The 16,266-nt window shown below is 58.8% G+C and carries 12 protein-coding genes and 1 rRNA gene; 11 read left to right on the forward strand and 2 right to left on the reverse strand.

The window, feature by feature from the left end; genetic code table 11:
* The first annotated feature begins 134 nt into the window (after positions 1-134).
* The 5 genes from rrf to ftsB all read left to right on the forward strand — a co-directional run bounded on the left by rrf (position 135) and on the right by ftsB (position 4,488).
* A 5S ribosomal RNA gene (gene rrf, locus ACYPYQ_RS07900) occupies positions 135-248 on the forward strand.
* Between the two features lie 127 nt (positions 249-375).
* Entirely contained in the window at positions 376-2,022 is a 1,647-nt protein-coding gene (locus tag ACYPYQ_RS07905; RefSeq protein WP_459722477.1) for a CTP synthase, read from the forward strand.
* Complete coding sequence (kdsA, locus tag ACYPYQ_RS07910) at positions 2,019-2,870, forward strand: 3-deoxy-8-phosphooctulonate synthase (RefSeq protein ID WP_459722480.1); 852 nt, start codon at positions 2,019-2,021, stop codon at positions 2,868-2,870. The genes ACYPYQ_RS07905 and kdsA overlap by 4 nt, the downstream gene beginning before the upstream one ends.
* 17 nt (positions 2,871-2,887) lie before the next feature.
* The gene (gene eno, locus ACYPYQ_RS07915) at positions 2,888-4,171 is read left to right on the forward strand and encodes a phosphopyruvate hydratase (RefSeq protein ID WP_459722484.1); all 1,284 of its coding nucleotides are present in this window, start codon (positions 2,888-2,890) and stop codon (positions 4,169-4,171) included.
* A complete protein-coding gene (gene ftsB / locus ACYPYQ_RS07920; protein ID WP_459722487.1) occupies positions 4,171-4,488 on the forward strand; it encodes a cell division protein FtsB in 318 nt (105 codons plus the stop codon). Before eno ends, ftsB begins: the two co-directional genes overlap by 1 nt.
* Here ftsB and ACYPYQ_RS07925 read toward each other — a convergent pair.
* Positions 4,481-6,112, reverse strand: coding sequence for an alpha-D-glucose phosphate-specific phosphoglucomutase (locus ACYPYQ_RS07925; protein ID WP_459722490.1), 1,632 nt, complete (start codon positions 6,110-6,112; stop codon positions 4,481-4,483). The two genes, ftsB and ACYPYQ_RS07925, sit on opposite strands and share 8 nt — an antisense overlap.
* A 126-nt stretch (positions 6,113-6,238) precedes the next feature.
* On the opposite strand from ACYPYQ_RS07925, the gene recQ reads away from it, so the two are divergent.
* From recQ to ACYPYQ_RS07945, 4 genes are all read left to right on the forward strand, one after another.
* A complete protein-coding gene (gene recQ, locus ACYPYQ_RS07930) occupies positions 6,239-8,077 on the forward strand; it encodes a DNA helicase RecQ (RefSeq protein ID WP_459722492.1) in 1,839 nt (612 codons plus the stop codon).
* Positions 8,078-8,162: 85 nt separating this feature from the next.
* Positions 8,163-8,867: a YebC/PmpR family DNA-binding transcriptional regulator gene (locus ACYPYQ_RS07935; protein ID WP_459722494.1), complete on the forward strand. Its 705-nt coding sequence runs from the start codon at positions 8,163-8,165 to the stop codon at positions 8,865-8,867.
* A 209-nt stretch (positions 8,868-9,076) separates the two neighbouring features.
* Positions 9,077-10,006 (forward strand): DMT family transporter, encoded by a 930-nt coding sequence (locus ACYPYQ_RS07940; protein ID WP_459722497.1) that lies wholly within the window; start codon positions 9,077-9,079, stop codon positions 10,004-10,006.
* 49 nt (positions 10,007-10,055) lie between these two features.
* Entirely contained in the window at positions 10,056-10,310 is a 255-nt protein-coding gene (locus ACYPYQ_RS07945) for a hypothetical protein (protein WP_459722500.1), read from the forward strand.
* A gap of 60 nt (positions 10,311-10,370) precedes the next feature.
* Here ACYPYQ_RS07945 and ACYPYQ_RS07950 read toward each other — a convergent pair whose 3' ends face one another.
* On the reverse strand, positions 10,371-12,431 hold the full coding sequence (locus tag ACYPYQ_RS07950) for a TonB-dependent receptor plug domain-containing protein (protein WP_459722503.1): 2,061 nt from the start codon (positions 12,429-12,431) through the stop codon (positions 10,371-10,373).
* Between the two features lie 240 nt (positions 12,432-12,671).
* Here ACYPYQ_RS07950 and ACYPYQ_RS07955 point away from each other — a divergent pair, with 240 nt between their 5' ends.
* On the forward strand, positions 12,672-13,811 hold the full coding sequence (locus ACYPYQ_RS07955; RefSeq protein WP_459722506.1) for an ABC transporter substrate binding protein: 1,140 nt from the start codon (positions 12,672-12,674) through the stop codon (positions 13,809-13,811).
* Between the two features lie 11 nt (positions 13,812-13,822).
* Entirely contained in the window at positions 13,823-16,261 is a 2,439-nt protein-coding gene (locus ACYPYQ_RS07960; protein ID WP_459722509.1) for an EAL domain-containing protein, read from the forward strand.
* Positions 16,262-16,266 lie beyond the last annotated feature (5 nt).

Genomic DNA, 16,266 nt, shown 5'->3' on the forward strand with positions numbered 1-16,266 from the left:
GTGAGGCTTGATCCTATAACATTAGGCAAGCGCAAGTAATACAGTACTCGCAACAATCAAGACACACTTTACTTCTTCCAAGATTATGTTGATTGCCCAAAGCCAAAAGGCTAAAGCAAGCAACGCCAGTTATGTCTGACGACCATAGCAGGTTGGCCCCACTCCTTCCCATCTCGAACAGGACAGTGAAACGACCCCGCGCCAATGATAGTGTGGATTACCCATGTGAAAGTAGGTCATCGTCAGACTCCTTACAAATAAAAAAGCCCAACAACAAGTTGGGCTTTTTTATTGCCATTCGAAACAAAAGAAACGTACTTGTGAAGCCGCTTCTTCTTTTGAGAGCCTATTCAATTTGCGATACAATCGCGGCCCATGACCAAATACATCTTTATTACCGGCGGCGTTGTCTCTTCCCTGGGAAAAGGCATCGCCGCCGCTTCACTTGCAGCCATCCTGGAATCACGGGGGCTCAAGGTCACGATGCTCAAATTGGACCCCTATATCAACGTTGATCCGGGCACGATGAGCCCGTTCCAGCACGGTGAAGTCTTCGTTACGGAAGACGGGGCCGAGACCGACCTTGATCTTGGACATTATGAGCGTTTCATCTCTGCCAAGATGCGCAAGGCTAACAACTTCACTACCGGTCAGATCTACGAGAGTGTGATCCGCAAGGAGCGCCGCGGCGAGTATCTGGGCAAGACGGTGCAGGTGATTCCGCACATCACCAACGAGATACAGGCTTTCGTCGAACGTGGTGCCGCTGCTTCGCTTGATGGCAAGGCGGAGATCGCCATCGTCGAGATCGGCGGTACGGTGGGCGACATCGAGTCGCTCCCGTTCCTGGAAGCCGCGCGTCAGATGGGTTTGCGCATGGGGCGCAACCAAGTGGCTTACGTACACTTGACACTGGTTCCATGGATCGCGACAGCGGGTGAGCTGAAGACCAAGCCGACACAGCACAGCGTACAGAAGCTGCGCGAAATCGGTATTTTCCCGACTGCCTTGTTGTGTCGTGCGGATCGCCGAATACCTGATGACGAGCGCGCCAAGATATCGCTGTTCGCCAACGTGCGCGAGGAAGGCGTCATCTCGATGTGGGATGTGGATAGCATCTACAAAGTGCCGCAAATGTTGCATGAGCAAGGGCTGGACCGCATCATCTGCGAAGAACTGGCAGTGAATGCGCCGTCGGCCGACTTGACCGTATGGCAGAACCTCATCAAGGCGCAAGGCAATCCGCAACATGAGATCACCATTGGCATGGTTGGCAAGTACGTCGACCTCACCGAATCGTACAAGTCGCTGATAGAAGCTTTACGGCATGCCGGCATTCATACTTCCACACGCGTGAACATCGAATATCTGGATTCAGAAGTCATCGAGAATGAGGGTACGGACTGCCTGAAAAAACTCGATGCCATTCTGGTTCCCGGGGGCTTCGGTGTGCGTGGTACGGAAGGCAAGATCGCTTCCATCCGTTATGCGCGAGAGAACAAGGTTCCCTATCTCGGCATCTGTCTTGGCATGCAATTGGCAGTCATCGAATATGCACGCCATGTGGCGGGTATGAGCGATGCGAACAGCACCGAGTTCAACCTCGAGACCGAACATCCGGTGGTGGCGCTGATCACCGAGTGGCTTGATCGTGACGGCAAGGTCGCCAAGCGCAGTGCCGATTCTGACATGGGCGGTACGATGCGCCTGGGTTCGCAGCGTTGCCCGGTCAAGAGCGGCACGATGGCGCAGAAGATCTACGGCGATGAGGTGAACGAGCGTCACCGCCATCGTTATGAAGTGAACAACCATTATGTTCCCGCGCTGGAGAAATCAGGACTCATCATTTCTGCACGCACACCTTCAGAGGATCTGCCAGAGATGATGGAATTGCCGCAGAGCATGCATCCCTGGTTCGTTGGCGTGCAGTTCCACCCAGAATTCACATCCACTCCGCGCGCTGGGCATCCATTGTTCAAGGCGTATGTCGAAGCTGCAGTGAAACACAAGGAAGCAGCATGAAACTGTGCAACTTCGAAGCCGGTCTGGACAAGCCGCTGTTCCTGATCGCCGGTCCGTGTGTGATCGAGTCGGAGCAGATGGCGATCGATACAGCGGGGCAGCTGAAAGAGATTTGTTCGCAGCTCGGTATTCCATTCATCTACAAGTCCTCCTACGACAAAGCGAACCGCAGCTCGGGTAAGACGTTCCGCGGCTTCGGCATGGAAGCTGGTCTGAAGATACTGGAAAAGGTAAAGGCACAGATTGGCGTGCCTGTGCTGACCGACGTGCATGACGAAGATGAGATCGCGCCTGTGGCCAGCGTGGTCGATGTGTTGCAGACGCCTGCCTTCCTGTGTCGCCAGACCGATTTCATCCATGCGGTGGCGAGATCCGGCAAGCCGGTTAATATCAAAAAGGGGCAGTTCCTGTCACCTTGGGACATGAAGAACGTGGTGGATAAAGCGCGCGAAGTGAGCGGCGGGGACAACATCATGGTCTGTGAGCGCGGCGCTTCGTTCGGATACAACAATCTGGTATCCGACATGCGTTCACTGGCGGTGATGCGCAACACCGGTTGCCCGGTCGTGTTCGATGCCACACATTCAGTGCAGCTGCCCGGTGGGCAAGGTACCTCCAGCGGCGGTCAGCGCGAGTTCGTGCCGGTGTTGGCGCGCGCTGCCGTTGCTGCGGGTGTGGCAGGTGTGTTCATGGAAACGCATCCTGATCCGGCCAAAGCGATGTCAGATGGGCCCAATGCGTTCCCATTGGGGCATCTTAAAGAATTGTTGCAGACACTGAAGGCGATCGATGCCTTGGTGAAGCAGCAGGGTTTCATTGAAGAGAACGTAAACTTGAAGAGCGTGTGAGAGAGAAGGAAATAGAGATGAGTGCAATCGTTGATGTCGTAGCGCGTGAGATTCTGGATTCCCGTGGGAATCCGACGGTAGAAGCAGATGTGTTGTTGGAGTCGGGCGTCATGGGACGTGCCGCAGTACCTTCCGGTGCTTCTACAGGTGAGAAAGAGGCCATTGAACTGCGCGACGGCGACAAGCAGCGCTATCTGGGCAAGGGCGTGTTGAAGGCTGTTGAGAACGTGAATACCGAGATCGCCGAAGCGATCATCGGACTGGATGCAGAGAACCAGGCTTTCATCGACCAGACCATGATCGAGCTGGACGGAACAGACACCAAGTCACGCTTGGGAGCCAATGCCATCCTCGCCGTGTCCATGGCCGTCGCGCGTGCCGCAGCGGAGGAGAGCGGCTTGCCGCTGTATCGCTACCTGGGCGGAGCGGCACGCATGGAGATGCCGGTGCCGATGATGAACATCATCAACGGCGGTGCACACGCTACCGGCGGTGCAGACATCCAGGAATTCATGATCATTCCGGTCGGTGCGCAGAGCTTCCGTGAGGCATTGCGTTGCGGCGCTGAAGTGTTCCATGCGCTGAAGGCGATCCTGCATCATCGCGGCCTTACCACGACCGTCGGCGACGAAGGCGGTTTCGCACCGGCGCTGGGGTCGAACGAAGCTGCGCTGAAAGTCATCGTCGAAGCGATCGAGGCGGCCGGTTATGTGCCGGGGGCGGATGTGGCGATCGGTATAGATGCCGCTGCTTCCGAGTTCTACAAGGACGGTATGTACCATCTGAAGGCCGACGGTCTGACGCTGACCGCCGCGCAGATCATCGACATGTACGCGTCCTGGGTGGACAAGTATCCGGTCATCACACTGGAAGATGGCATGAGCGAGCATGATTGGGACGGCTGGAAGGCATTGACGGACCGTCTGGGCAAGCAGATCCAACTGGTCGGTGACGATGTGTTCGTGACCAATACCAAGATCCTGAAGGAGGGTATCAAGCGCGGTATCGCCAACTCCATCCTGATCAAGGTGAACCAGATCGGCACGCTGACCGAGACCTTTGCCGCCATCGAGATGGCGAAGCGCGCAGGTTACACAGCCGTGATCTCGCATCGCTCCGGCGAGACCGAAGATTCCACCATCGCCGACCTGGCGGTGGCGACCAATTCCATGCAGATCAAGACCGGTTCGCTGTCGCGTTCCGACCGCATGGCGAAATACAACCAGTTGCTGCGCATAGAGGAAGACCTCGGTGACAGCGCTTCCTACCCCGGTCGTGAGGCTTACTATCAGTTAGGCTGATGCGTGCCGTCACCTACATCCTGCTTGCCCTTCTCCTGCTATTGCAATATCCGCTCTGGTTCGGGAAGGGAAGCTGGCTGAAGGTGTGGGACAACCATCACCAGCTCGAAGCACAGAAAGCAGCGAACGAGATCTTGCGGCAGCGCAATGCCGTGGTGGATGCCGATGTGCGTGATTTGAAGGCCGGCAGCGACGCGCTGGAAGAGCGTGCGCGCAGCGAGCTCGGCATGGTCAAACAGGGCGAGGTGTTCTTTCAGATGATTGGTGAGAATGCGGCCACCTCTGCAGTGACCGCGCCTCCATCCGATATCAAGTGATCACTGTGGGACGTTCGCGTCCCGTGCGTTGCACAAGTTCCGAAATCTCCAAAGCTATGCCGATCAATTCCTTCAAGGCTTCCTGCGCATCGAGATGATGACGGGCAGCATCGGCTTCATATGCTTCCAGATACACGCGCAAGGTTGCACCTTCTGTGCCTGTGCCTGACAGGCGATAGATGATGCGCGACCCATCGCTGAACAGGATGCGCACCCCCTGGCTCTTGCTCACACTGCCATCCACCGGGTCGGTATAACTGAAGTCATCGCAGGTCTGGACCGAATACCTGCCAAGGGCTTTGCCGGTCAGTCCGGCAAAGCTGTCACGCAAATGCAGCATGACGCCGTTCGCGGCTTCAGTCGGCAAGGCTTCATAGTCGTAGCGTGAATAGAAGTTGCGTCCGAACTTTGCCCAGTGCGCGCGCACTATGGCTTCAACAGACTGCTTGCGTGCTGCGAGGATATTGAGCCAGAACAATACCGCCCACAAACCATCCTTCTCGCGCACATGGTCTGAACCTGTACCAAAACTCTCCTCGCCGCACAGCGTGACCTTGCCGGCATCCATCAGGTTGCCGAAGAACTTCCAGCCAGTCGGCGTCTCGTAGCAAGGGATGTTCAAGGCTTTTGCTACACGATCTGCCGCCGCACTGGTCGGCATCGAGCGTGCAATGCCGGCCAGTCCTTGCTTGTAACCCGGGGCCAAGGTGGCATTCGCAGCCAGCAGCGCGAGGCTGTCTGAAGGCGTCACGAAGAAGTGTTTGCCGAGGATCATGTTTCGGTCGCCGTCGCCGTCGGAGGCGGCACCGAAATCCGGCGCATCGTCGCCATACATGATCTCGACCAGATCGTGCGCGTAAGTCAGGTTCGGGTCGGGATGGCCACCGCCGAAATCTTCCAGCGGCACGCCGTTCATCACACTGCCGACCGGCGCGCCCAGACGCTTCTCGATGATCTCTTTCGCATAAGGGCCGTTCACTGCATGCATGGCATCGAACCTGATGCGGAAGCCGTTCTTCAGCAAAGCACGGATCGAATCGAAATCGAACAAAGATTCCATCAACTCTGCATAGTCGTTGACCGGATCGATCACTTTGACCTTCATGGCACCAAGGGTCGTCTCGCCGAGCTTATCCAAAGCCACATCGGCCGCATCGAGGATGCGATAACTCGCAATGTTTTTGCTCCTGGAGAAGATCGCCTCGGTGACGCTTTCGGTCGCCGGGCCGCCGTTGCTGCTGTTGAACTTGATGCCGAAATCCTCTTTCGGGCCGCCGGGGTTGTGGCTGGCGGACAGGATGATGCCGCCAAAAGTTTTGTACTTGCGAATCACGCACGATGCTGCCGGTGTGGACAGGATGCCGCCGCGACCGACCAGCACTTCGCCGAAGCCATTCGCCGCAGCCATCTTCAGGATGGTCTGGATCGCCTCACGGTTGTAATAACGGCCGTCTCCGCCTACGACCAGCGTCGCGCCCTGCGGTGCGGCGATGCTGTCGAAGATGCTCTGTACGAAATTCTCAAGATAATGCGTTTGTTGGAATACCGGGACTTTCTTGCGCAAGCCGGAAGTGCCGGGTTTCTGGTCGGAGAAGGGTTGAGTGACAACGGTACGGATGCTCATATCGCTCCTGGAATGGATTCTTGGTCTGCAGTCATCATACCATCGGCACAAGCTGGAGATTCAATCGCCCATGTCGGGACAAGGGATGTGCGAGATAATCGCCTGCCCGCCAATCGATCAGCATCCATGAAACCCGACAACGCCCATCAGATCCTCAGCGATACTTTCGGCTACAGCGCGTTCCGCGGTGCGCAGCAGGCCATAGTCGAGCATGTTGCGGCGGGCGGTGATGCCTTGGTGCTGATGCCCACCGGCGGCGGCAAGTCGCTGTGCTACCAGATCCCCACGCTGATGCGCGACGGTATCGGCATCGTGGTGTCGCCGCTGATCGCATTGATGCAGGATCAGGTGGATGCGCTCAGGCAACTTGGCGTTTCTGCCGCATTCCTGAATTCCAGCCTGGATGCCGAGGCGGCGCGCGAGGTGTACCGAAAAGTGCATCGCGGTGAGTTGAAGCTGCTGTATGTCGCGCCGGAACGCCTGATGACCGAGGGTTTCCTCGAATTGCTGGATGGATTGGTGCAGCACAAGGGGCTCGCGCTGTTCGCCATCGACGAGGCGCATTGCGTCTCGCAATGGGGGCACGATTTCCGTCCCGAATACCGCCAGCTCACTATCCTGCACGAGCGCTACCCGGATGTGCCGCGCATCGCATTGACCGCCACGGCCGATGCGCCGACACGCGGCGAGATCATCGAGCGGCTGGCGCTGGGCGGGGCGCAGCAGTTCGTTTCCAGCTTCGACCGTCCCAACATCCGCTATCGCGTCACGCTCAAGGACAACGCACGCAAGCAGTTGCAGACCTTCCTTGAAACCGAACACCCAAACGACGCGGGCATCGTGTATTGCCTGTCGCGCAAGAAGGTCGAAGAGACCGCTGCTTGGCTGAAAGAGCAGGGCTGGGATGCCCTGCCGTATCATGCCGGACTGGATAGCAGCGTGCGCAATGCGAACCAGAAACGCTTCCTGCGCGAAGAAGGCGTCATCATGGTCGCCACAGTCGCCTTCGGCATGGGCATCGACAAACCCAACGTGCGCTTCGTAGCCCACCTCGACCTGCCCAAGAGCATGGAAGGTTACTATCAGGAAACCGGTCGTGCCGGGCGCGACGGTCTGCCCGCCAATGCGTGGATGGCCTATGGCGTCGGTGATGTGGTGTCCATGCGTCAGATGTTGCTGTCGGGTGATGCTCCCGAAGAGCGCAAGCGCGTTGAGTTGCAAAAGCTCGACGCGTTGCTCGGCTTCTGCGAATCCACCGAATGCCGCCACCAGACCATCCTGCGCTACTTTGGCGAGGAGCATCCCGGCGATTGCGGGCAGTGCGACAACTGCCTGACGCCGGTGGATACCTGGAACGCGACGCAGGCTGCGCAGATGGCGCTGTCCTGTATCTACCGCACGGGCCAGCGTTTCGGTGTGGCGCATCTGATCGACGTGTTGCTGGGGAAAGCGACGCCCAAGGTCGAACAATTCCATCATCAACAACTCAGCACCTTCGGTATCGGCAAGGAGTTGGCACAACAGCAGTGGAGCAGCGTTTACCGTCAGTTGACTGCGGGTGGATTCATCGATGTGGACATCGAAGGCTATGGAGGCTTGCGCCTGAGCGAAGCGGCACGGCCCGTGCTGCGCGGCGAACAGGAAGTCTGGCTGCGCCGCGATGCCGAACCCGCCAAGCGCACGTCCAGCAAAGCCGAACGCGGCTCGCGCCTGCGCGAAGCCTTCGCCGGAGCCAACGACGATCCCTTGTGGCAAGCGCTCAAAGCAAAACGCATGGAACTGGCGCGCGGACAGGGCGTGCCGCCCTATGTCATCTTCCACGACAGCACCTTGCTGGAGATACTCAATCAAAGACCGCAGACGCTGGATCAGATGGGGCACATCAGCGGCATCGGCCAGGCCAAACTGGCCAAGTACGGCGATGCCTTCTTGCAGGTGGTTGAGGATGTTGCCAACGGCAGATGATCGCCGCAAGCATTGAAGCGCGTCGACAGATAAGGCAAGATGCGCCTCCGGATGAATTCGTATCAACCAACAAACGAGAACTGACATGGGTGCACAGTGGAAAGCCAGGCATAAGGAAGTCGCAGCGAACGCCAAGGGCAAGATCTTCGGAAAGCTCGCAAAGGAGATCATGGTCGCCGCCAAAGGCGGTGCCGACCCCGATACCAATTCGCGCCTGCGCCTGGTTGTTGAGCAGGCCAAGAAAGCCTCCATGCCCAAGGACACACTGGATCGCGCCATCAAAAAAGGCGCGGGGCTGCTGGATGGTGGCGCGCAACTGGAGCGTTTGGTGTACGAAGGTTTCGCACCGCATCGCGTGCCGGTCATCGTCGAATGTCTGTCCGACAACATCAACCGCACCAAGTCCAGCATGAACGTGCTGTTCCGCAAAGGCCAGCTCGGCACGGAAGGTTCCGTTTCGTGGGACTTCGACTATGTAGGCATGATCGAAGCCACACCGAACAACAAGGATGCCGACCCGGAGGTTGCCGCCATCGAAGCCGGCGCGCAAGACCTGGAACCCTCCGAGGAAGGCGCGACCCTGTTCATCACCGACACCACCGATCTGGATGCCGTGTGCAAGGCATTGCCCGCGCAAGGCTTCACCGTCGTCTCGGCCCAGCTCGGCTATCGTCCGAAGAACCCGGTTAGCCTGAGCACCGATGAAGAACGTGAGGAGGTGGAAGCCTTTCTCGAAGCGATGGATGGGGATGACGATGTGCAGAACGTCTATGTCGGCTTGGCGGGTTAGTTGACCCGCGCCGAGGCGGCAACGTATATTCCAGCCCATGCAATCGATATTCACAAAATCCATTCACGCCAAGCGACTGTGGCTAGCCATGCCAGCCCACAGCCGCCGTGCATTCCTGTTTTAACGATTTTTCCAAACGGGCAACAGCGGGTCTTCCGTCGTTGCCTTGATCCAAGACCCGCCCAGCCGATACTCAAGGGTCTTACAACATGACAAGTCAAACTCGCAGCACCTTCGCCCAACGGGATGTTTTGCTCGGTGTCGTATTCGCGCTGCTGGCCGCAGTCGGCTTCTCGGCCAAGGCCATCCTGGTGAAGCTGGCCTATCTGGGCAGCGTGGATGCGGTGACACTGCTGGCATTGCGCATGGTGTTCGCTGCCCCGTTCTTCCTGGGCGTGGCGGTCTGGGCGCATAGACGTCATGCGGTGCCGATGGACAGGCATGACCGCCTGCTGGTGGTCGGGCTGGGGCTGGTCGGCTATTACCTGTCCAGTTATCTGGATTTCCTCGGCCTGCAATACATCACCGCCGGGCTGGAACGGCTGATACTGTTCCTCTATCCGACCATGACGGTGATACTCGCCGCAGTGTTGTTCAAACAACGTATCACGTTGAAAGTGATGGCGGCGATGGCCTTGAGCTATGCCGGTATCGCGCTGGTGTTCCTGCATGACGTGGGCGTGAGCCAGGGCGATGCGGTGCTGATGGGCGCAGCGCTGGTGTTCGCCAGCACCTTGTCTTACGCCATCTATCTGGTCGGTGCGGGGCATGCCATCGCGCGCATCGGCGCGTTGCGTTTCACCGCCTATGCCTCGCTGGTCGCCAGTGCCGCCTGCGTGCTGCAGTTCCTGGTGATGCGCTCGTGGCGCGCGCTGGAATTGCCGTTGCAGGTGTACGAATACGCCTTTGCGATGGCGATATTCTCCACGGTGCTGCCGGTATTCCTGCTGTCCTTCGCCATCCATCGCATCGGCTCGGGCAGTGCCTCGCTGATCGGCACGGTGGGGCCGGTCAGCACGATCTATATGGCGTATGTGTTTCTGGGAGAGGGCGTCTCGCTGCTGCAGATCATCGGTTCTGTGCTGGTGTTGTCGGGCGTGCTGATCATCAGCCTGAACAGCAAGAAGGTGAGGGCATAATGTGCGATATGGATCGAGCTACCCAAAAGAGAAGGTGATGAGAGTTTTCATGTTGCTGTTTGCGCTGACGCTATCTGTCGAGGCTATTGCCGTCGACAAGAGCCGCTGCGGCACCGATCCGTTCGGCAATATCGTGTGCATGGACAAGGACGGCATCCTGTTCAATGTGTCCCGGGACTTATTGCAAGAAGAGGGTGTGAGCGGCGCGTCGGCTGTATCGGATGCAGAGCTGCAACGGCGCGAGGAGATCCGCGAAAAGATCCGCTGCGGAATCGATCCGTTCGGCAACAAGGTGTGCCGGTGAACGGATAGCGCAGGGCGGTGATACAGACTCGCCTTGGCAACAAGCGACAGTGCAACGTGGCTAGTAGTTGTACTCGAGTTGCAGGTAGAGCGCGCGGCCGGGCAGCGGCAGATCTGAGGGCATGCCGGCTGACTTGAAGGTCGGTTCCCATGCTTTGCGGTCGAACAGATTGGTCACCATGGCACTGAATTCCCAATCACCGGCGAATTCTTCGCGACGCAATGTCAGATCCACCAGTGCATAGTCGGGCACTCGGGCACGCGTGTCGCCCGATTCGCGCATGCGTTCCGCTACGTAGTTGATCTTCGTGTTCAGATGCCAGCGCGGAGCGAAACGCCATTCGGCGCGCGCGAACACGCGGCGGTGCGGTGTCATGCCGGCATCCTGCCCGGTAGCTGTGTTGGTTGAATGCTGCAAGGAGTAGCTGCCGCTCAGGCGCAGGTTGTTGGTGGCGTCGTAAGTCGATTCCAGCTCCAGTCCGCGCCCGGTCTGTCCTCCCGTGTTCTGGTAAGTGGTTCCACTGGGCAGGATGATGCCCCGCATGCGGTAATGGAAGAAGTTGAGGTTGTTTTGCAGCGCGGACGTGGCTTGCCAAGCGAATGCCAGTTCATCTGTGGTGATGGTCTCTGGCCGGATGTTCTGGCTGCCATGGACGACCGGATTGTTGATTGCGTATTGTTCGGAGAATGAGGGGGCTCGGAAGGCCGTACCGTGCATGGCCTTGACCACCAGGTTGTAGGCGGCATCCCATACCAGCGCAATACGCGGGTTGGTGGTGCCGCCGAAATCGGAATAGTTGTCGTGCCGGATACCCGCAGTCAGTGCCCAGTCTGAGGCGAACTCCCATTCATCCTGCACAAAGGCATAAGTCAGATTGCGTTTGTGTGGCAGCAAGTAGACCAAATTCGGGTTGCCTGTTGCATCGACCAAGCCGCCGGGTAGCGGGGCGAACGTTGCGTCGAAGTTCTTGGTCTCCGTGACTTCGTACAGGTCTTCCACGCGGTAGCCGCCTCCTATGCGGATGCGATGCTGGTCGAAGCCGGTGTGTACGGCAGAAACGCTGGCGAGTCCATGTCGCTCTGAATGTCCGGGACCTGCGAGCATGCCGTTGGGGAAGGCTCCACCGAAGGCACCGGCCGGGAAAAGTGTGTAGTGGCCGATGGGCCTCTCCTTGATGTCGAAAAATCCGAAGACCCCGGAAACATCCCAACCTTGTGCCCAGTTGGCTTGCTCGTAATTCAGGTCGAGATATAGTCTCGATGCGGTGCCACGGCCGTTCGGGTCGATGCTGCCACCCAAAGCGCCGACACCCATTTCTCTGTTCTGGTAGGCAGCGCGGAATCGCCAAGCATCCAAGGCCAAATCCGTGCGCGCATCGATCGCTTTCACTTCGTTATTCAGTGAGCCTGGGGCGAGCGACGCATTGGTACTGTACTCGGCATCCTTTGTTGTTTGCGCATCCTGCTGGATGATGCCTCGGTGTCCGTCAGTATTGCCGACGCGCAGGTAGAAGGCTGCATCCAATGCCCCCATCGTGCCGCCATGTTGCAGCCATGCATCGCGGGTGTTGAAGCTGCCGGCACGCATGCCGACTTCCGTGCCCTGGATGTCGGCTGCCGTCTTGGTGATGATGTTGATCACGCCGGAGAAAGCATCTGCACCGTAGAGTGCCGAGCCGGGGCCGCGGATCACTTCGATGCGCGCTACATTCTCCAGCGGCATGCCGCCCCAAATCTGACTGCGGTCCCCCCAGAACACGTTGGTGATCGGGATGCCATTCACCAGCATCAGCACTTGCGGGTTATTCAGGGTGGCGATACCGCGAAAACCGTAGATAGGATGCTGTGCGATATTGTTAAGAGACACATGCAGTCCCGGTACACTCTCCAAGGCTTGGTCGAGGTTGGTGACCCCCATCGCTATGATGTCGCCAGCCGTGATCACGGTGGAAACGGCGGGGGCGCGGCTGATGGGTTGCTGGCTGCCGGTGGCGATGCTGATGTTTGCTTTGTCGCCGTAGGCCAGCGCCAGTTCATCTTCTTCGAACGATTGGGCGCTTGCGGAAAGGGGGACTGAGAGGGCGAGCATTGCGCCGAGTATGCTGCGTTTCAGTGACGGCATGACATGATCCTCCCGTTCCTCAAGCTGCCCGTGTGATGGCCGGACACACTCGGTTTTTGCGCTTGCATTGTTGACTGCGGCAGTTGTTTATCGCTGTCCGACAGTAAACCATATTTGTCGTGTGGGAAGTTTAAAGCCTGATATTATTTCGCTCAAGAGACTGCAAACGGTAGCAGAGGCGAATGCCAGGCAGATAGCCTCCGCCTTTGAGTGCCGAATGGTCCGTATGCATAGGAGAGCATGACTGTGTGGAAGCCAGCATCAGCGGCAGCAAGATCGACCTGCGGCAGCCTTTCCATCGCAGTTTTGCTGCTGGCCTGTGCGCCCGGTTCATGGGCGTTCTCCAAGATCCCGGAAGATTTCCCGCAGCATAGCTCCTGGGCTGACGAGGTTGCGCGTGACGCCGATACCTTCGGTGCCTTCCAGGAAGTCATGGTGATCCCGGTGCGTGTCGCCGGCCCCGCCGTTGCGGTGGCGACCGGCAGGCGGCTTTCCAACAAGGTGGCGCAGGCCGGTGATGCGGGCGGGATCGCCGTGATCTACCCGGATATCGGCGAGCCATATCGCAGTGTGTTCACCCAGATCATCGACGGTATCGCCGACAAGGCCAAAGGCCGGGTCAGCAATTTCCCGGTCGGTCCCAATGTCGACGTCAAGGCGCTGCAGGACAGTCTGCGCCGCGAGGATGCCAGGGTGGTGATCGCGCTCGGTCGCCAGGGCATGAAGGTCGCCCGCTCGCTGGAAAACGATCTCGGTGTGGTCGTGGGTGGCGTGTTGTCGGCTTCGGAAGAGGAGGTGCGATCCTCGCTGGTGAACAGTCTCTCTCCCGATCCAGCGCTGTTGTTCTCGCGCCTGAAGAGCATGATGCCCAAGGCCAGGCGCATCTTCACCGTCTACGATCCACGCCAGAACGAATGGCTGATGCGGCTGGCGACAGAGGCGGCGCGTGAGCAGGGCATAGAGCTGGTGACTTACCCGGCGCAGGATCTGCGTGCTGCCATGCGCGCCTATCAGGAGATACTGGCCAAAGCGGATGTGGAAAAGGACGCGCTGTGGTTGCCGCAGGATTCGACCACGGTGGAAGACAGCACGGTGATGCCCTTGCTGTTGCAGGAATCCTGGGCGCGCAATCTGACGGTGTTCTCCAGCAGTTTCAGCCATGTGCGACGCGGTGTCCTGTTCTCGCTCTATCCGGACAATGTGGATCTGGGGCGCAGTCTGGCGGGCTCGGCGTTGAGCCTGTTGGCATCCGGTGGCAATGGCTCGGGGCTGGTGCCCCTGCGCGAAGTGCTGATGGCGGTCAATCTGCGTACCGCCCGCCATCTGGGGGTCAATACCAGCCGGCTACAGAGTTTCGATATGGCATTCCCCGAGCAATGAGGCGCGAAGAGATGAGACAGCATTTCAGCGCCTTCCTCCAGCGGTTCACTTTCAAACGGCAGATCGGAATATCCATCACACTTGGGATCCTGTTCCTGTCGCTGTTCGCATCGATCGCGGGATCATGGCAGGTGAACGAGCATGTGCGCGAGGACATGATCTCGCAGGGGCGGCGCATCACCGACAATCTGGCCCGGCAGAGTACGCTGGCGCTGATCTATTCGTCGGCAGAGAACGCCAACGAAGTGATGCATGCAACCATGTCCTTCCCCGGTGTGATCGGCATGGAGATCAGACATGCCAACGGTGATCTGTTGCTGGCGCAGGGCAATGTCGATCTGGCACAGTTCATGCGGAAACAGGAGACGGGGGGGCTGCAGGCGGATTCCATGCTCAATGCGGAAAGCAGCAAGGCCTGGCATTTTTCTGCGCCGGTGTTCTCTCAACCGGCGGAGGAATCCCCGTTCGGCGATGCGGGCAAACCGGAGTTGCTCGGGTATGTTTCCGTTGTGATGAGCAAATCGGCGCTGGCACAGACGACCTCCAATATCTTCATCACCAATCTGCTGACCTCATTCTCCTTTGCCTTGCTGTTCCTGTTGCTGATCGGCAAGCTGACGCGCAACCTGTCTCGCCCGCTGGACGAACTCTCCGAGAGCATGGCCCGCGCCCAGCGCGGCGAGATAGGCGTGCGCGCGCAACCGGGCGGCCCGCGCGACATCGCGCGCATGGCGCATGCGTTCAATCGCATGATGGCGGAGCTGGAAGAGCGCGAGGCCGCCTTGCGCATCGCGGCGACGGCATTCGAGACGGAAGAAGGGATGATGGTCACCGATGCACAGGCGAACATCATCCAGATCAACCAGGCTTTCACCGATCTGACAGGTTATACGGCCGCTGAGGTCATAGGGAAGAGTCCGGCCATCCTGAGGTCGGATCGCCAGAGCGGGGTGTTCTTCGAGCGGATGTGGGCCAGTCTGCAACGCGACTACAGCTGGCAGGGTGAGATATGGAACCGCCGCAAGAACGGCGAGATATTCCCCGCCTGGCTGAGTATCACGGCCGTGGTGGACAAGGAAGGCCGCGTGACGAACTACGTCGGTGCCTATGTCGACTTCACCGAGCGCAAGAAAGCCGAGAACGAGATCCATCATCTTGCCTTCTACGACCCGCTCAGCCAGTTGCCCAACCGCCGCCTGTTGCTGGATCGCTTGCGGCAGGCTATCGCCAGCGGCGCGCGCAACCGTACCGGCGGTGCACTCATGTTCATCGACCTGGATAATTTCAAGACTTTGAACGACACCAAGGGGCACGGCATCGGCGACCTGCTGCTGATCGAGGTCTCGCGCCGTTTGCAGGCGGCCGTGCGCGAGGGCGATACCGTGGCGCGCTTCGGTGGTGACGAGTTCGTGCTGTTGCTGGAGGGGTTGAGCGAGGATAGTGCGCATGCCGCCGTGCAGGCGCGGGCGGTGGGAGAGAAGGTGCTGGCATCGCTCAGTGAACCCTACCAGCTCGAGGGGGCTGAATTCCACAGTTCTTCCAGCATGGGCATCACGCTGTTCATCAATTACAAGGACACGATGGACGAGCTGCTCAAGCAGGCGGATACGGCCATGTACGAAGCGAAGAAATCCGGCCGCGACACGCTGCGCTTCTTCGATCCTGCCATGCAACACGAACTCGAGGCGCGGGCGCAGACCGAGGTCGGCTTGCGTGAGGCATTGCGGTTGAACGAGTTCGAACTGTACTACCAGCCGCAGGTCGATGTGCAGGGGCGCGTCATCGGTGCAGAGGTGTTGCTGCGCTGGATACACCCCGAACGCGGTCTGATCCCGCCGCTGCAGTTCATACCGCTGGCGGAGGAGAACGGCCTGATCCTTCCCATCGGAAAATGGGTGCTGGAAACTGCCTGCCACCAGATCGCCCTCTGGTCGCACGATGCGGCCACGCGCGAATTGCTGCTCGCCGTCAATGTCAGTGCGCGACAGTTCCGTCAGGCGGACTTCGTCTCGCAGATCAGGGATGTGCTTGAAGTTAGCGGGATAGACCCGAGCCGCCTCAAGCTGGAATTGACCGAGAGCATCGTGCTTGACGATGTCGGCGACAGCATCGCCAAGATGCAGGCGCTGAACGAACTCGGTCTCAGTTTCGCCATGGATGATTTCGGCACGGGCTATTCGTCGCTGGCCTACCTCACGCAGTTGCCGCTGAACCAGCTCAAGATCGACCAGTCCTTCGTGCAGCACATCGGCAGCAAATCATCCGACGCCGCCATCATCCAGACCATCATCGGTATGGCGAACAACCTGGGCATGGAGGTGATCGCGGAGGGCGTTGAAACGCAGGCGCAACGCGATTTCCTGGAGTGGAACGGATGCAAGCTGTTTCAGGGATACCTGTTCGGAAGGCCGATGCCGCTGGAGGCGTTCAGCCGTTTGTTGGCGCAGTGAAGAGG

The organism is Sideroxyarcus sp. TK5, assembly GCF_054601595.1.

What these genes read in the sequence shown, in the direction of transcription:
- ACYPYQ_RS07905 (WP_459722477.1), top strand. Translation starts at nt 376, where the DNA reads ATGACCAAATACATCTTTATTACCGGCGGCGTTGTCTCTTCCCTGGGA.
- kdsA (WP_459722480.1), top strand. Translation starts at nt 2,019, where the DNA reads ATGAAACTGTGCAACTTCGAAGCCGGTCTGGACAAGCCGCTGTTCCTG.
- eno (WP_459722484.1), top strand. Translation starts at nt 2,888, where the DNA reads ATGAGTGCAATCGTTGATGTCGTAGCGCGTGAGATTCTGGATTCCCGT.
- ftsB (WP_459722487.1), top strand. Translation starts at nt 4,171, where the DNA reads ATGCGTGCCGTCACCTACATCCTGCTTGCCCTTCTCCTGCTATTGCAA.
- ACYPYQ_RS07925 (WP_459722490.1), bottom strand. Translation starts at nt 6,112, where the DNA reads ATGAGCATCCGTACCGTTGTCACTCAACCCTTCTCCGACCAGAAACCC.
- recQ (WP_459722492.1), top strand. Translation starts at nt 6,239, where the DNA reads ATGAAACCCGACAACGCCCATCAGATCCTCAGCGATACTTTCGGCTAC.
- ACYPYQ_RS07935 (WP_459722494.1), top strand. Translation starts at nt 8,163, where the DNA reads ATGGGTGCACAGTGGAAAGCCAGGCATAAGGAAGTCGCAGCGAACGCC.
- ACYPYQ_RS07940 (WP_459722497.1), top strand. Translation starts at nt 9,077, where the DNA reads ATGACAAGTCAAACTCGCAGCACCTTCGCCCAACGGGATGTTTTGCTC.
- ACYPYQ_RS07945 (WP_459722500.1), top strand. Translation starts at nt 10,056, where the DNA reads ATGTTGCTGTTTGCGCTGACGCTATCTGTCGAGGCTATTGCCGTCGAC.
- ACYPYQ_RS07950 (WP_459722503.1), bottom strand. Translation starts at nt 12,431, where the DNA reads ATGCCGTCACTGAAACGCAGCATACTCGGCGCAATGCTCGCCCTCTCA.
- ACYPYQ_RS07955 (WP_459722506.1), top strand. Translation starts at nt 12,672, where the DNA reads ATGACTGTGTGGAAGCCAGCATCAGCGGCAGCAAGATCGACCTGCGGC.
- ACYPYQ_RS07960 (WP_459722509.1), top strand. Translation starts at nt 13,823, where the DNA reads ATGAGACAGCATTTCAGCGCCTTCCTCCAGCGGTTCACTTTCAAACGG.